The sequence below is a fragment of the Rhizocola hellebori genome, from assembly GCF_016862955.1.
Taxonomy (GTDB): Bacteria; Actinomycetota; Actinomycetes; order Mycobacteriales; family Micromonosporaceae; genus Rhizocola; species Rhizocola hellebori.
In genome coordinates, this window is the sequence record NZ_BONY01000093.1 from 19,370 (window position 1) to 34,264 (window position 14,895).

At 67.1% G+C, this 14,895-nt stretch carries 11 protein-coding genes; 7 read left to right on the forward strand and 4 right to left on the reverse strand.

Annotation, left to right across the window (positions count from 1 at the left end; genetic code table 11):
* The first annotated feature begins 86 nt into the window (after positions 1–86).
* Entirely contained in the window at positions 87–659 is a 573-nt protein-coding gene (locus tag Rhe02_RS42040) for a methyltransferase family protein (protein ID WP_203914115.1), read from the forward strand.
* Here the strand turns inward: Rhe02_RS42040 and Rhe02_RS42045 are convergent.
* Complete coding sequence (locus Rhe02_RS42045; RefSeq protein ID WP_203914116.1) at positions 651–1,064, reverse strand: nuclear transport factor 2 family protein; 414 nt, start codon at positions 1,062–1,064, stop codon at positions 651–653. The two genes, Rhe02_RS42040 and Rhe02_RS42045, sit on opposite strands and share 9 nt — an antisense overlap.
* A gap of 89 nt (positions 1,065–1,153) precedes the next feature.
* Between Rhe02_RS42045 and Rhe02_RS42050 the strand changes: the two genes are divergently transcribed.
* The 4 genes from Rhe02_RS42050 to Rhe02_RS42065 all read left to right on the forward strand — a co-directional run bounded on the left by Rhe02_RS42050 (position 1,154) and on the right by Rhe02_RS42065 (position 4,764).
* Entirely contained in the window at positions 1,154–1,615 is a 462-nt protein-coding gene (locus Rhe02_RS42050) for a MarR family winged helix-turn-helix transcriptional regulator (protein ID WP_239124401.1), read from the forward strand.
* A gap of 80 nt (positions 1,616–1,695) precedes the next feature.
* Positions 1,696–2,253 carry a TetR/AcrR family transcriptional regulator gene (locus tag Rhe02_RS42055; RefSeq protein ID WP_203914117.1) on the forward strand — a complete coding sequence of 186 codons (558 nt, stop codon included), beginning with the start codon at positions 1,696–1,698 and terminating at the stop codon, positions 2,251–2,253.
* Complete coding sequence (locus Rhe02_RS42060) at positions 2,250–3,545, forward strand: FAD-dependent oxidoreductase (protein WP_203914118.1); 1,296 nt, start codon at positions 2,250–2,252, stop codon at positions 3,543–3,545. Before Rhe02_RS42055 ends, Rhe02_RS42060 begins: the two co-directional genes overlap by 4 nt.
* Before the next feature lie 19 nt (positions 3,546–3,564).
* Complete coding sequence (locus tag Rhe02_RS42065; protein WP_203914119.1) at positions 3,565–4,764, forward strand: eCIS core domain-containing protein; 1,200 nt, start codon at positions 3,565–3,567, stop codon at positions 4,762–4,764.
* Here the strand turns inward: Rhe02_RS42065 and Rhe02_RS42070 are convergent.
* A complete protein-coding gene (locus tag Rhe02_RS42070; protein ID WP_203914120.1) occupies positions 4,761–5,117 on the reverse strand; it encodes a MerR family transcriptional regulator in 357 nt (118 codons plus the stop codon). The genes Rhe02_RS42065 and Rhe02_RS42070 overlap by 4 nt on opposite strands.
* Positions 5,118–5,163: 46 nt before the next feature.
* Here Rhe02_RS42070 and Rhe02_RS42075 point away from each other — a divergent pair, with 46 nt between their 5' ends.
* Positions 5,164–6,141 (forward strand): aldo/keto reductase, encoded by a 978-nt coding sequence (locus tag Rhe02_RS42075; RefSeq protein WP_203914121.1) that lies wholly within the window; start codon positions 5,164–5,166, stop codon positions 6,139–6,141.
* A 53-nt stretch (positions 6,142–6,194) separates the two neighbouring features.
* Here the strand turns inward: Rhe02_RS42075 and Rhe02_RS42080 are convergent, their stop codons facing one another.
* Together Rhe02_RS42080 and Rhe02_RS42085 are read right to left on the reverse strand one after the other, a co-directional pair.
* Positions 6,195–8,297: a peroxidase family protein gene (locus tag Rhe02_RS42080; RefSeq protein ID WP_239124402.1), complete on the reverse strand. Its 2,103-nt coding sequence runs from the start codon at positions 8,295–8,297 to the stop codon at positions 6,195–6,197.
* Between the two features lie 379 nt (positions 8,298–8,676).
* A complete protein-coding gene (locus tag Rhe02_RS42085) occupies positions 8,677–9,141 on the reverse strand; it encodes a hypothetical protein (protein WP_203914123.1) in 465 nt (154 codons plus the stop codon).
* 240 nt (positions 9,142–9,381) lie between these two features.
* On the opposite strand from Rhe02_RS42085, the gene Rhe02_RS42090 reads away from it, so the two are divergent.
* Complete coding sequence (locus tag Rhe02_RS42090) at positions 9,382–14,832, forward strand: ATP-binding protein (RefSeq protein WP_203914124.1); 5,451 nt, start codon at positions 9,382–9,384, stop codon at positions 14,830–14,832.
* The last annotated feature ends 63 nt before the right edge of the window (positions 14,833–14,895 follow it).

A 14,895-nucleotide genomic window follows, 5' to 3' on the forward strand; every position in this document is an offset into this window, starting at 1 on the left:
AGAGCGACAGCTAGCTGGGCAGTGTGGCGAAAACCTCGACGTCCTCGCCACACTGCCGGGCTGGTGGATGGACTACGTTGCGAAGTGTGTCCACGTTGTCCGTGCCGTTTCAGGTGTCACTGTTCTGCTGGTTCCTCTTCGAAATAGCCCTGCTCATACGTGATCTTGTGCGGGGCAAGGTGTGGACAGGTCGCGATCGCGGCACGCGTCTGATCGCCTCCGTGTCCCTTATAGGAGCCGTCTTCACCGGGTGGGTGACCTCTGGTTTGGTGCCGGGGTTGGCTACCCCAGCGCCGCGGGCGTTTGCCTTCGCCGGCCTCGCCGCGATCTGGGTCGGTCTTGCGGTGAGGGCCTGGGCGGTGCTGGCGCTGGGCGGTTCATTCAGCACCTATGTCCAGGTCGAGACAGAGCAGACGATCGTCACCCGCGGCCCTTACCGGTGGGTGCGCCACCCCTCTTACACCGGCCTGCTGCTGATCGTCCTCGGATTCGGCCTCGGCGCAGCGAACTGGTTGTCCCTGGCGATCTGCGCCATCGTCCCCTTTCTTGGGCTGCTGCCGCGCATCGCGGTCGAAGAGTCCGAACTCGTGCGGGTGCTCGGCGACCGGTATCGCAGCTATCAAAAGCAAACACACCGCCTGCTGCCTGGATTATGGTGACGTCTTGGACCAGGCCAGCGTGAGCTGCCCCTCGCGGAATCGCCAGCCCGCCGGCGTTTTCACCACTCGGTAGGCCAGCCGCAAGCCACTGCTGCGGTGAGGCGCCTCGCCAGCGCGGAAGTAGTGCACGAGCTGGCTCGCGGAAGCCCGTACCTGATCGCCGTCGACGGTGACCAGCACATCGCTGTTGACATGCTGCGTATGCTCACCTTCCACTTTGGACGTTCTGAGGAATGCGAGCACCTCCTCGATGCCGTGCAGTTCCGCGCGGGGTGAGCGCACCACCACGTCGTCGGCGTAGACGGTATTGATGTCGTAAATCCTGCCGTCGTCAAGCAGGCGGGCGAGACGGGCGAACAGCTCGGCGATCTCGACACGGTCGGCGAGCTCGATGGTGGCGGACATGTCGTCTCCTTCGTTGGTGTTGCCAATGTTTGTGAGACCAACGATAGCGAAGAATCGTTGGTGTTGCCAACGGTGTTAGGCTGGCTGGCGTGAACGCAGTTCCTGAGCGCCTGACCTCAAAGCCCAGCTGGCTGATCACCCAGCTGGCCACGCACGCCCGACGCCTGGCCGCTGACGGTCAAGCTGCGACCGGCTCGGGCGCTTACCACTACCGCGTGCTGGCGACGCTGCAGGAGTTCGGCGAATCCAGCCAGATCGAAATCGCCCGCCGGGGCAACCTGGACCGCAGCGACGTGGTGGCGGCGATCAACGAGCTGGCTGAAGAGGGCTTCGTCGATCGAACCGCCGACCCGGCCGACCGCAGGCGCAATCTGGTGCGCCTGACCAGAGCCGGAACCCAGCAACTGCGCCGGATGGACCGGGTGCTGGACAAGGTACAAGATGATCTGCTCGAGCCGCTGTCTCCTGGGGAACGAGCAACGTTGATCCGTCTGCTGACCCGGCTGCTCGTGCATCACCGGCCCGACGCTGTCGGCCAGCTGTCGAGGTAGCGGCGTAGCGACCAGCCGTCCCCGCCGTGTAGGGTGGAGCCAACCAACCAGTTGGTTGGGAGACGAGAAGGGTGGGGCGGGTGGCGGAGCAGCCTGATCGCCGGCAAGCGCTGATCCGGGCGGCGTTCTCGGCGATCGCCGAGAACGGCTTCGAGGGATTCCGGCTGCGGCCGATCGCTGCGGCCGTGGGCATCGACCATTCCACGCTGCATCACTACTTCCCGACCAAGGCAGACCTGATCGCCGCGGTTCTTCACCACGCGACGGGTCAATTGGAGGGAACCATGCGTATGGATCTGGAGCCCGCCGCCCGGTTGCGCCACCACCTAGGCGAGATCGCGACGGCCCTCACCGCGCAGCCCGAATTGTTCATCGTGCTCGATGAGCTTGATCGTCGTGCTCGTCGCGACCAATCCACCGCCACCACCATCAGAGACGACGAGCAGGGCTGGCGGGCCGCCCTCGCGACGATCTTCGAGGAAGGCGTCGAGCAGCGCGCCTGGTCGGTCGACCTCGACGTCGACTCCAGCGTGGAGCTGGTGATCGCCACCATCAAAGGTGTTCGGCTGCGTCCCGAAGTGGCCGAGCCCGTTGTCGAGCAGTTGTGCGGCCTGTTCTCCAAGGAGTCCGGCTCATGAACGACGTGATCATTGTCGGCGGCGGCATCGGCGGCCTGGCGTTGGCCCAGGGCCTGCGCAAGCATGGCATCGGCGTCGCCGTTTACGAACGCGATCGGCACCGCGACGATCGTCTGGACCGCTACCGCCTCGCGATCAACCCGGCCGGCAGCCGGTCACTACGGGCCTGCCTGCCCGACCAGCAGTGGCAAGCCTTCCTTGACACTGTGGGCCGGCCGGGCGGCGGCTTCGGTTTCCTGCGCAGCGATCTGCGGGAGCTGGTCGTGGTCGAGGACGAGATCATGTATCCGCACCACCCGGACCCGGCCGAGCGCTCCTATCCCGTCGACCGCCACACGTTGCGGGGCATCCTGCTGGACGGGCTCGGCGATGCCGTCCACTACGGCAAGGCGTTCGATCGCTACCAGCTGGCCCCCGACGGGCGCCCGACCGCGGTTTTCGCCGACGGCACCCACGCGGCCGGCGACGTCCTCGTCGGCGCTGACGGGATCAGCTCCCGGCTGCGCGCACAGCACCTGCCCCTGGCCACCCGCACAGACACCGGGGTGTTGGGAGTCGGGCTCAAACTGCCGCTGACCGAGGCCACCCGCGGCTGGTTGCCCGCGCGGCTGGGTCGGGGCATGAACCTCGTCCTGACCGGCGCACCATATTTCCTGTTCACTTCGGTGTTCGAACATCTGACGCCGGTAGGGGACGACTATCTGCTCTGCGCATTCGTCGCCCGCGCCGACCAGTTCCCGGACCATCCGCAGCACCTCGATGGCGCACAGCTCAAGTCCCACATTGCCGGGCTGATCGGCGGCTGGCATCCCGCGCTGCGGCGGCTCATCGACGCGTGCCCGCCCGAGGATGTGGGGGCATATCCGTTCCACGCCAGCGACCGGCCATCTCCGTGGGCGCCCTCGCGGGTCACCATGCTCGGCGATGCCGTGCACGGCATGCCACCGGCCGGGGGCAACGGCGCCAACACCGCCCTACGCGACGCCGCCCTGCTTACCCGCCAACTGTCCCGGGCCGCCCGCGGCGATCTGCCGCTGCTGCAAGCGATCGGCCAATACGAGGCGGACATGCGCGAGTACGGATTCGAGGCGGTCGACCTGGCGATGCGAACCCTGCGGCAGGGAATGGCGAGCAACCCGATCGAAACGTTCTTCAGCCGCCGCTGGTTTCGGCTGTGCAGCGTCTCGCCCCGGCTGCGCCGGATGACATTCGCCACCAGCTGGGCCAAGGTCAGCGCACCCCGGCAGTGGGAACGCGACGTGAAGATGACCGACGCTATGGATGCCGGATAGCAGCGTCTAGACTGAGGCGATGCCGGGCGAGCGGATCACCCACGAAAACCCTTACACGCCAAGCCAATCGGCGTGGCGGGCGCACCTCACCGCGGCCCGCGGGCAAGGCGAGCAGCTCGATGCCAGGGTGGCCGCGGAAGCCGGGTCCTTGCTGAACTTCGACTTCGGCGGCGTGCGCATTCATCGCGACGAGTTCGCCAGCCAAGCCGCCAATGCCATGGACGCTCGGGCATACACCTACGGCGAGCACATTTTCGTGCGCAGCGGGGAGAATGTCGGCGATGTGCTGATGCACGAGCTGAGCCACGTGGTCGAGCAGTCGGAGCAGAGCCCGGTGATCCATCGTGCTCCGGCGGCCGTGCCACCGCCCGCGACCTACCTCATCTGCTACGGCAGCCCGCGGCTGAACCCGGGCACCCCCTACGAACACAATGTCGGCCTCCAGATGAAGTACGCGGCCGAGGCGAAGCAGCGTGAGATCACCGCTCGGCTCGGCAAGGCGGCCGCGCAGAACACCATCGTCGTGGCATATACCCCCACCGAGGTCGAGCTGCGCCAGGTGCTCAACAAGCAATATGCGCTGCCGGTCAAGGAGGTCCACGTCTACTCCCACGGCTGGGAGCAGGGCGTCAACCTCGGCGGGCAGGACCCGGGCTGGGGCAAGAAGGGTGCGGAGACAGCGGCGGAAATGGAGGAGCGCAAGATGCGTCCCGCGGACCTCGACGACTACAAGGTGCAGTGGGCCGAGGATCCGAGCGTGGTTCTGTACGGCTGCAACGTCGGCAACGACAAGGCCGGCGCGCCGATGGCACAGTCCACAGCGGACAAGTGGGGCGTGCCCGTCACCGCGCCCAGCACCACCAGCCACTTCGACCCGGGCGGCTTCGGCACCATGCAGGTGCCCGACAAGGGTGGGAAGATGAACACGTTCACGCCGGGTGCGTCCAGTGTGGACGAACATTTGACGGCGATCGCGGACATCGTCAAAACGATGAGCTCCCGCGAGATGACCAAGAAGCGCGGCCTGGTCGCCAGCGTCCGGGGCAGCCTGGACATGGCCCGGCTGCGGGCGCAGCTCGACCCGCACCTCGAATGGCTCAATCGGGTGCTCGGCAACCGGAAGGTCCCGGTGCCCGACCGCGAAGCGAAGATCGCCAGGCTGGCCGCGCTCATCAAGCGCGCCGACGCGCTGGCCAACGCCAACTCTGCGACTCGCTAGAGCTGTTTCTCGTACCAGTCAATTTTTTCGTGAAGGTGTTTTTCCTGCTCTTTGATGGTTGAGATGCGCTCGGCGACCTGAATTGCGTGCTCGCGCAACAGCTCCAGCCGGGCCTGGTGGGTGCGATCCCCTTCGCGAGCGAGCGTGGCGTAACGCTGCATGGTGGCGATCGGCATACCGGTGTCGCGCAGGCAACGCAGCACGCCCAGCCAGTCAAGGTCCTGGTCGGTGAAGATGCGCTGATTGCTGGAGGTGCGTTCGATGTCGAAGAGCAGTCCAATTCGCTCGTAGTAGCGCAGCGTGTCCAAGCTGAACCCGCTGCGGTCGGCGGCAAGGCTGGGCGAATAAGTCATGGCGACATCTTGACCTGGAGCGCGCTCCAGGCTCCAGGGTTATCCCATGAAACGAAATCTCGGGCTCAACGGTCCCGAAACAAGCGCGCTGGGCATGGGGTGCTGGGCAATCGGCGGGCCATACCACGGGAACAACGAGCAGTACGGGTGGGGAGCGGTGGACGACGCCGAATCGACGCGCGCCATCCATCGGGCGCTTGACCTCGGGGTGACCCTGTTCGACACGGCAGCAAGCTATGGCGCAGGACACAGCGAGCGGGTTCTCGGCGCGGCGCTGCGCGGGCGTCGCGATCAAGCGATCATCGCGACCAAGTGGGGCTACACCTTCGATGAGGCGACCAGGACGGCGACCGGGCAGGACGGCAGCGCGGCCTATGCCCGCCGCAGCGCCGAGGAGTCGTTGCAGCGCCTGGGTACCGACTACCTGGACCTGTACCAGCTGCACATCGGCGACATGCCGGTCGTGGAGGCACTCGAGCTGGTCGAAACCCTGGAGACCCTCAAGGCCGAAGGCAAGATCAGAGGCTACGGCTGGAGCACCGACGACCCGGATCGGGCGGCGGCGTTCGCGAAGTCCGCGCCGGGCGCGATCGCCATTCAGCACGACGCATCGGTCCTGCAGGACAGGCCGGCGATGTTCGCGGTCTGCGAGTCGCTGGGCCTGGCAAGCATCAACCGGGGCCCGCTGGCGATGGGTCTGCTGTCCGGCAAATACCACGACGGGCGCACCCTGCCCGCCAACGACGTGCGCAGCCAGCCGCTGCCGTGGATGACGTACTTCCAGGGCGCGGCAGCGGCGCCGGAATGGCTGGCCCGCGTCGACGCTATCCGCGACGTTCTCACCTCCGGCGGCCGAACCTTGGCCCAAGGGGCATTGGCGTGGCTGTGGGCGCGGAGCCCAGCAACGATACCCATTCCGGGAGTCCGGACCGTCGAGCAGATAGCGGAGAACGCAGGCGCATTGGCGTTCGGCCCGCTGTCGCCGCAGGAACTCGAGCAGGTTCAGCAATTAATGGGCCGCTGAAGATCACCGGTGCCACGCCGGGCGAACCGGCGTGGCACCAACGATTTACCGCGTTACTCGGGGCAGCCGTCCTGCCTGCGCCGGCGTCCGAGGGTCCTCGGGCCGGAGTGTCGGGGCGGGACTGCCTTGTGTGGCTTCTCGGTGTGGAACTTCTTGTTGTGGCGAGTCAGCGCCGTCGGCTGTGCCTCCGGCCGCTTGTTGTCCGTTTCGGTCCGCGCGCGCGAGGTCGCCGCGGCGGCCGCGTCGACGGAGACCCGGAACACGTTGGCGTTGAGCTCCGACAGCGGGATATCGGTGTTCGCCGCGATCACCTGGGCAAGAGTCCTCCGCGAGTCGATGCCGTAGTTCTTGCGGATGAAGCTCTGCAGAGGGTCGTTGAGGTAGAAGAACCGGTCGCCGTCGCGTGCCGCGATGAACTGGTCCTTCCAGATCGCCAGCTGCAACTCGCCCAGCTCCGAACCGTCGACGTGCTTCTCGGCCACCATGCCGGTGAAGGCGTCCAGGTTGGACGTCGAGCCGTAGAGCGCCTTGAGCCGGGCTGCCAGCGAGCAGCGCCGCACGATGCGCACAGCGTTGTCGTTCTCGACCGTGGTCGCTTTGCCGTTGATGTCGAACAACGCGACGATGTCCAGGCAGTTGGGGTCGTTGATCTCGTTGCCCGGGGTCAGCAGCGGGTCGGACGGGAACGATTCCGTCGGCTCGCCGGTGATCGCGGTGAACGAGTTCTTCGACGGCAGGCCGAAGGTGTTGCGCATCTGGTTGTAGCTCGGCATGCCGTGGTCACGGCCACGCTGGATGTCGATCGCGCCCAGGTCGGCCACTCCGTTGAAGCACTCCGGCAACGTCGGGCCGTCAAGGCACTCCTCGTTACCCGAAACCGGAACCTTGAACATGACACTGCGCAGCTGATTGTCAATCAGCTCGTCATTCTTGTACTCGGGCTCGCCGCCGATGCCTTTCAGCAGGGGACCGAGCTGGATCAGCTGAACCAGGCCGGGGTTGAAGAACGCCACGTTCAGCGGCACCGCGATGGCCACTTCATCATCGTCGACGGTGACCTCGATGCCCTGTTCTTCCAACGCTTCAAGGACCCTCTTCGGGTACCGGCTGGCGTCGGTTTCGACCTCGAGCTCACCGTGGATCTGGCTGTGCGCCCGGTATCCGACCGTGGCGAACTCGTGCGACAGCGACGGGTCGAGGTACTCGTTGTAACCCTGGTAGGCGGGCAGGGTCACGCCCATCGCGGGCAGGAACTCGTTGTAGGTGATGTACTGCTGTTCCGCGATCACCACGGCGCGGGCGATCTGGAACTTGTCCTGCTGCGAAAGCGAGTTCGGCAGCTTGGACACGATCCGGTTGTGCTCCCTGGCGAACAGGGTTTGGGTGGCGGTCAAGGCGATGTTCTCGTTGGCTCGCATGTCACCGGCGACCACTGCGCTGTTCGGCGCGGCCAGCAATCGGCCGTCGACCGCCATCGCCGGCGCGTTCGCGGGGTTGCCCCTGCTGTCCTTGCGAGGCAAATAGTTGGACGGCATGAACAGACGCGCCCCGTTGTTGTCGGGGTTGCCGTCGATCTTTCCCTCACGCAACCAGTCCAGCCGGGAGTCGCTCGCCCCGTAAACCGCCTCGGCGTCGATGAACGCGGTTTCGGTGTTGGTGTGCTGACGCGCGCTGCTCGTGCCGGTGCCGCGCGCGGCGGCTGAGCGGATGAACGGGACCACGCCGAGGTCGTTGCGGAACGTCTCCAGCGGATCGGTTGCGCTGAAAGGAATGTTGGCTGGCGTGCCGTCCTCCTGGCGCAGACCGAGGGTGTGGTCCAGGAACTGACCCCAGACGAATCCCCATTGCGTCACGTCCCGCTCGGAGAAGACGTTGACGTTGGTGTCGTTGAAGATTCGGTTGGAGACGTTGCGTACGTTGGGCCCGTTGGTCTGCGCGCTGCGTCCGTCGGCGTAGCGGGCAGATCCCATGCGCAGGTAACGGTCGCCTGCCGCACCAGCGCGGGGGGAGTAGGGGTTGTTGTTCATGCCGTTGAGGCTCTGGACTTCCCAGATTCCCAGAATCGGAGCATCAGAGGCGCCGCCGTAGTCGGCTGTGGCTGGACCGGTCAACGCGATCGCCCCAACGACTGCGAGTACGCCAACGGCGACGGTCAAGGGCTTCTTTCGGCCGCCCGGTCGTCTGTGGATACCACGCATGGTGGCAATACTCCTCTCCAAACTCCGGTCCGCCGGGCTGGCAGCGACCTGGAGTTGGCGTTCATCCTGCTCCTATCTCAGCATTGGCTCAATAGACCACCTTCAAATTCGTGCAGATTTTGAAAAATCACTTTTAGTGGTTGTCACGTGACGATTTTGGGTACCTGACCGAGTTTTCCCAGGTGATCGGCACTCGATGTAGTCAACGTTGTGTATTTCTGTTACACGAACCGTTGCGGTGACTTTGCGCACGGTGTGCAGCATGCGATTGATGGTCACTGCACGTAAAAAGTGCGCTACAGCAGGCATCCGATGTGGACAGTTGGCGGAGCGGCCGTCATGACAGGCGGCGAAAGCTCATATGAAAATCCTTCGACCATGTCTGGCCGTCCGTGGAGGCCTCCCAGTCGCCCTCGATGGCCGACAGGTCCTCGCTGAAGGCGCCTATCCAGCGCTGGTGGAAATCCTGCCCCGGTCGCGATGACATCGTCCACTCGCGACCGTTGAGCTGCATCGCGTACACGCGGCAAACATGGCGGGAATCGGTGTAGAGCATGGTGTAGGCCTGGGAGTGGTCATCGGCGCCTATTACCGCCTCCACCCAGATCGGCGCGGCGCCCTGCCACTGCGGCACCAGGAAACTCGGCGGATCGGTGCGCTGCAGCAGAAAGCCGCGCTCGCCGAGCCAGCGCAACTCGGTCTGGGCCACGCTCATCACCTGCTCGCCGGCCACCGCGGTCAGCTCCCATCGACCGATGAAGATGTCGAGGCGGGAAAGAAGCGGATTGGGCGACACGCTCATGACGGACCTCCAGGCCGGGATAACTTTCAAAATAACGGCCCGAGCATCGCTCCACCCCGGGCCGATGGGGGGTATCGAGAATCGCTGAACAAGATTAACTGTGGACTTGGAGGGTCTCCACAAAACTTGTTGTGGATGATTGACGTGTACGATCGGCTGCTACCGGCGAGTAGCCGTAAAGGTTGTTCTTGGGGCCCATCCTCAAGGCCTCCTGTTCGATTTCATCGAAAGGCTTACTCGGTGTTCACACGCATCGCCATCGTCAACCGCGGTGAAGCGGCCATGCGGCTGATCCATGCCATTCGGGAGATAAACGCCGAGGCCGGGGCACCTCCCATCAAGACCATCGCGCTCTACACCGACGCGGAACGCACCGCGACCTTCGCCCGCGAGGCCGACGAGAGCTACTGCCTGGGACCTGCCTCGGCGCGGCCGTACCTGGACCACGCCGTGCTGGAGCGGGCGCTCGTCGAAACCCGCGCCGACGCGGCATGGGTGGGCTGGGGCTTCGTGGCCGAGGACCCGGCCTTCGCCGAGCTGTGCGCAAGGATCGGGGTCGCCTTCATCGGCCCGAGCGCCGAGGCGATGCGCAAACTCGGCGACAAGATCGGCTCGAAGCTGATCGCCGAGGAAGTCGGGGTACCGGTCGCGCCCTGGAGCCGCGGCGCGGTGGAGAGCCTGGACGCCGCCAAGCGCGCGGCCGCCGACATCGGCTACCCGCTCATGCTCAAGGCCACGGCCGGCGGCGGCGGCCGCGGCATCCGCGTCGTGCGCGACGATGACGAGCTCGAAGACGCCTTCGAGCGCACCAGCCTGGAGGCCAAGCGCGCCTTCGGCAGCGGCGTCGTCTTCCTGGAGCGCCTGGTCACCGGTGCCCGCCATGTCGAGGTTCAGGTGATAGCCGACGGCCAGGGCACCGCGTGGGCGCTGGGGGTGCGCGACTGCTCGGTGCAGCGGCGCAATCAGAAGGTCATCGAGGAGTCCGCCTCGCCGGTGCTCGCCCCGCAGCAGGTGGCTGAGCTGAAGTCGGCAGCTGAGCGGCTCGCGCTCGCGGTTGGCTACTGCGGCGCCGGGACAGTTGAGTTCCTCTACCACCCGGGCGAGAAGCTGTTCGCCTTCCTTGAGGTCAACACCCGGCTGCAGGTGGAACACCCGATCACCGAGGCCACCACCGATTTCGACCTGGTCAAAGCACAGATCCAGGTGGCCGCCGGGCAGAAGCTCGGTGGGCCGGTCCCGGCCGAGGTCGGCCACGCCGTCGAGGCCCGGCTCAACGCCGAAGACCCCGACCGCGACTTCGCGCCCTCCCCGGGCCGCATCGCGCGGCTTGTCCTTCCAGCCGGCCCCGGGATCCGGGTCGACACCGGTGTCAGCGAAGGCGACGTGATTCCCGCCGACTTCGACTCGATGATCGCGAAGATCATCGCTTATGGGCGCACCCGTGAGGAGGCGCTGGGCCGGCTGCGCCGCGCGGTCGCCGAGACCACCGTGATCATCGACGGCGGCGCTACCAACAAGAGCTTCCTGCTAGACCTGCTCGACCAGCCAGAGGTGATCGACGGCAGCGCCGACACCGGCTGGATCGACCGGGTCCGTGCGGAGGGCCGCCTGGTCAACACCAAGCACTCCGGCATCGCCCTGGCCGCGGCCGCCATCGAGGCCTACGAGGACACGGCACTGCTCGAACAGCAGCGGCTGCTCACCACCGCACACGGCGGGCGGCCGCAGGTGCAACACGACAGCGGCCGGCCGATCGATCTCAAACTGCGCGGCGCCGCGCACCGGGTCACCGTCGCGCAGATCGGGCCGCACCGGTTCCGGGTCGGCATCGACGGTGCGTCCACTGTGGACGTCGAGCTGGAGCGCTTCGACGCGCACCTCGGCCGGGTCGTGGTCAACGGCCGCAGGTTCCGGCTGGTCACCGACACGCATGGGCCCGTGCACCTGGTGGAGGTCGACGGGGTCACCCACCGGGTCGGCCGCGACGAGGGCGGCATTTTGCGTTCTCCCGCGCCGGCGCTCGTGGTCGCCACACCGCATGCGGTCGGCGACGAGGTCGAGGCGGGCGCGGCCGTGCTCGTGCTGGAGAGCATGAAGATGGAAACCGTGCTGCGTACCCCGGTCCGGGCGAAGCTGCGCGAGCTGAACGTCGCCGTGGGCAGCCAGGTGGAAAGCGGCGCGCCGCTGCTGCGCCTGGAACCGATCGGCGACGACAGCGACACCCCTGCCGCCGTGGCCGAGAAAGTGGACCTCGATCTGCCGCCCGAGCAGGACGGTCTGAGCCCGCAAACCAGAGTCGCGCGTGACATCGCCGATCTGCGCAGCCTTCTGCTGGGCTACGACGTCGACCCCAGCGACGAACGCCGGGCGCTGTCGGCCTACCTGGCCGGGCGGGCCGAGCTGGGCTCCCGGCCGGTCGAGGCGGAAGCCGAGCTGCTGCAGGTGTTCGCCGACCTGTCCGAGCTGTCCCGCAACCGGGCGGCCGGTGAGGAGTCCAAGGCCGACACCCGGGTGCACAGCCCGCGCGAGTACTTCCACACGTACCTGCAAAGCCTCGACGTGGAAAGGGCTGCTCTGCCGGAAGCGTTCCGCCAGCGGCTGGCCCGGGTGCTGGCCCACTACGGCGTGGACAGCTTCGAGCGCACCCCCGCCCTCGAGCAAGCGGTGTTCCGGATTTTTCTGGCGCAGCAGCGGGCCTCCGCCGACGCCGGCGTGATCGCGGCGCTGCTCAACGTGTGGCTGGCCGACCCGATGCCCGGCGACGGGCAGCGTGAGCTGGTGGGCAGGGCCATCGAGCATCTCATCTCGGCGACCCAGGTGCGCTTCCCGCTCATCAGCGACCTCGCCCGCAGCATCGTGTTCCGCTGGGCGGCCCAGCCGATGCTGCGCCGCAAGCGGGCCGAGGTCTACAACGACGTCCGCGAACACCTGCGCCACCTCGACCGCCACCCCGATTCGGCGGACCGTGGCGAGCGGATCGCCAGCATGGTCGCCTCCCCGGAACCGTTGGTGCGGCTGCTCGCCCAGCGCATCGGCCGGTCCGGCGCCGACAACGGCCCGATGCTGGAAGTGCTCAGCCGTCGCTACTACGGCAACGGCGACATCGACGAGGCGCGCTGCCTGGACATGTCGGGCCATCCGTTCTTCACCGCGAAGTACGACCGCCATGGCGAGCGGTTCCGGCTCATCGCCACCGCGACGGCGTTCGCCGATCTGCCGGCGGCGCTGGCCAAGGTGGGCGAGCTGGCCGAGGCGGCCTCCGTGGTCGACGTGTACCTGACCTGGGCCGATCAGCCTGACACCGACGCGATGGCCACGGCCTTGCACGAGGCCGTCGAGCGGGCCGGCCTGCTGCAGGTGCTGCAACGGGTGACGGTGTCGGTGGCCGGGCGCACCGGAACCGCGATCCACCACCACTTCACGTTCCGTCCCGGCCTTGGCGAGGACCGGGTGATCCGCGGGCTGCATCCGCGCATCGCCCAGCGCCTGCAGCTGCCACGGCTGCGCGAGTTCGACCTGACCCGGGTGCCGTCCATCGACGAAGAGGTATACCTGTTCCGCTGCGTCGCCTCGCGCAACCCCGCCGACGAGCGGCTTGCCGCGATGGGCCAGGTCCGCGACCTCACCCCGCTTCGCGACAGCGACGGCCGGGTCATCGCCCTGCCCGCCCTGGAAGGCATGCTCGACGGCTGCCTGGACGCCATCCGCCGGGTTCAGGCCCAGCGGCCGGCCAAGAAACGGCTCGACACCAACCGCATCACGCTTTACGTCTGGCCCTCCAGCGAGCTGACCGTCGAGGAGCTGCACATCGTCATCCAGCGTATGGTGCCGCGCACAGCGGGCGCCGGGCTGGAATCGGTGTTGGTGCTCGGCCGCCAGCGCGACGCGGAAACCGGCGAGGTCGCCGACATCGCCGTCGAGGTTTCCTTTGACTCGGGTACGCGGCTGTCGGTCACCACACCCACGACCGCGCTGATCGAGCCGATCGACGACTACCGGCAGAAGGTGCTCTCCGCCCGGCGGCGCGGGACCACGTACCCGTATGAGCTGACCGGCCTGCTCGCGGGCAAAGACGGCACGTTCACCGAGTACGACCTCGATGACAGTGGCGAGCTGGTGGCGGTCGACCGGCCCAAGGGCGCCAACAAGGCGGGCATCGTGGCCGGTGTCGCCAGCACCCCCACCGACCGGTACCCCGAGGGCGTCACCCGGGTGGTGCTGCTCGGTGACCCGACCAAGGCGCTGGGCGCGCTTTCCGAGCCGGAATGCGCCCGGGTCATCGCCGCGCTGAACCTCGCCGAGCGGATGAGCGTGCCGCTGGACTGGTTCGCGTTGTCGGCCGGCGCGCGGATCTCGATGAACTCAGGCACCGAGAACATGGACTGGGTCGCAGCGGCGCTCAAGCGGATCGTGGAGTTCACCCAGGCGGGCGGCGAAATCAACATCGTCGTCGCCGGAATCACCGTTGGCGCCCAGCCTTACTGGAACGCCGAGGCCACGATGCTCATGCACACCAAGGGAATCCTGGTGATGACACCGGAATCGGCGATGGTGCTGACGGGCAAGCAGTCGCTGGACTTCTCCGGTGGGGTGTCCGCCGAGGACAACTTCGGCATCGGCGGCTACGACCGCGTCATGGGCCCCAACGGGCAGGCGCAATATTGGGCGCCGGACCTGCGCGCGGCGCAGGAAGTGCTGATGGCCCACCACACGCACACCTACATCGCGCCGGGGGAGACCAGGCCGCGCCGGGCGGTCACCACCGACCCGGCCGACCGCGACATCTCCAGCCACCCGCACACGGTGCCCGACAGCGACTTCACCACCGTGGGCCAGATCTTCTCCAAGGAACACAACCCCGACCGCAAGAAGCCCTTCGACATCCGGACCCTCATGCGGGCGCTGGCCGACCAGGACCATGCGATCCTGGAACGCTGGGCGGGCATGGCCGACTCCGAGACGACCGTGGTGCAGGACGTCCACCTCGGCGGAATCCCGGTGTGCCTGATCGGCATCGAGTCGCGCTCGGTGCCGCGGCGCGGGTTCCCGCCCACCGACGGCCCGGACACGTACACCGCCGGAACGCTGTTCCCGCAGTCGTCGAAGAAGGCCGCGCGGGCGATCAACGCTGCCAGCGGGAACAGGCCGCTGGTGGTGCTGGCCAACCTGTCCGGGTTCGACGGTTCGCCCGAGTCGATGCGCAAGCTGCAGCTGGAGTACGGGGCGGAGATCGGCAGGGCGATCGTCAACTTCCGCGGCCCGATCGTGTTCTGCGTGATTTCGCGTTACCACGGCGGAGCGTTCGTGGTGTTCTCCAAGGCGCTCAACCCGAACATGACCGTGCTGGCCATCGAGGGCTCCTTCGCCTCGGTGCTGGGCGGCGCGCCCGCGGCGGCCGTGGTGTTCTCCGGCGACGTGAACGCCCGTACCGCCAAGGATCCACGGGTGTCCGAATTGGAGACTCAGATCGCCGCGGCCGCTCCTGGCGATCGGCCGGGGCTGCTCACGCAGTTGCAGCAGCTGCGGACCTCTGTGCGGGCGGAGAAACTCGGCGAGGTCGCCGCGGAGTTCGACGCCGTGCACAGCATCCAGCGCGCGGTCGAGGTCGGCTCCGTGGACGCCATCATCCGCGCCGCGGAACTGCGCCCACAGATCATCGCCGCCATCGAGCGCAACCTCGGCGACCAGTAGACCGCGACGGGCCGGGGCGGCCCGCGATGACCGCCCCGGCCCTCACCCTGATCAGGCGTAGAG

Excerpts from the sequence above, each read along its gene's own strand:
- Rhe02_RS42045 (WP_203914116.1), bottom strand. The coding sequence starts at position 1,064 with ATGTCCGCCACCATCGAGCTCGCCGACCGTGTCGAGATCGCCGAGCTG.
- Rhe02_RS42060 (WP_203914118.1), top strand. The coding sequence starts at position 2,250 with ATGAACGACGTGATCATTGTCGGCGGCGGCATCGGCGGCCTGGCGTTG.
- Rhe02_RS42070 (WP_203914120.1), bottom strand. The coding sequence starts at position 5,117 with ATGACTTATTCGCCCAGCCTTGCCGCCGACCGCAGCGGGTTCAGCTTG.
- Rhe02_RS42075 (WP_203914121.1), top strand. The coding sequence starts at position 5,164 with ATGAAACGAAATCTCGGGCTCAACGGTCCCGAAACAAGCGCGCTGGGC.
- Rhe02_RS42065 (WP_203914119.1), top strand. The coding sequence starts at position 3,565 with ATGCCGGGCGAGCGGATCACCCACGAAAACCCTTACACGCCAAGCCAA.
- Rhe02_RS42085 (WP_203914123.1), bottom strand. The coding sequence starts at position 9,141 with ATGAGCGTGTCGCCCAATCCGCTTCTTTCCCGCCTCGACATCTTCATC.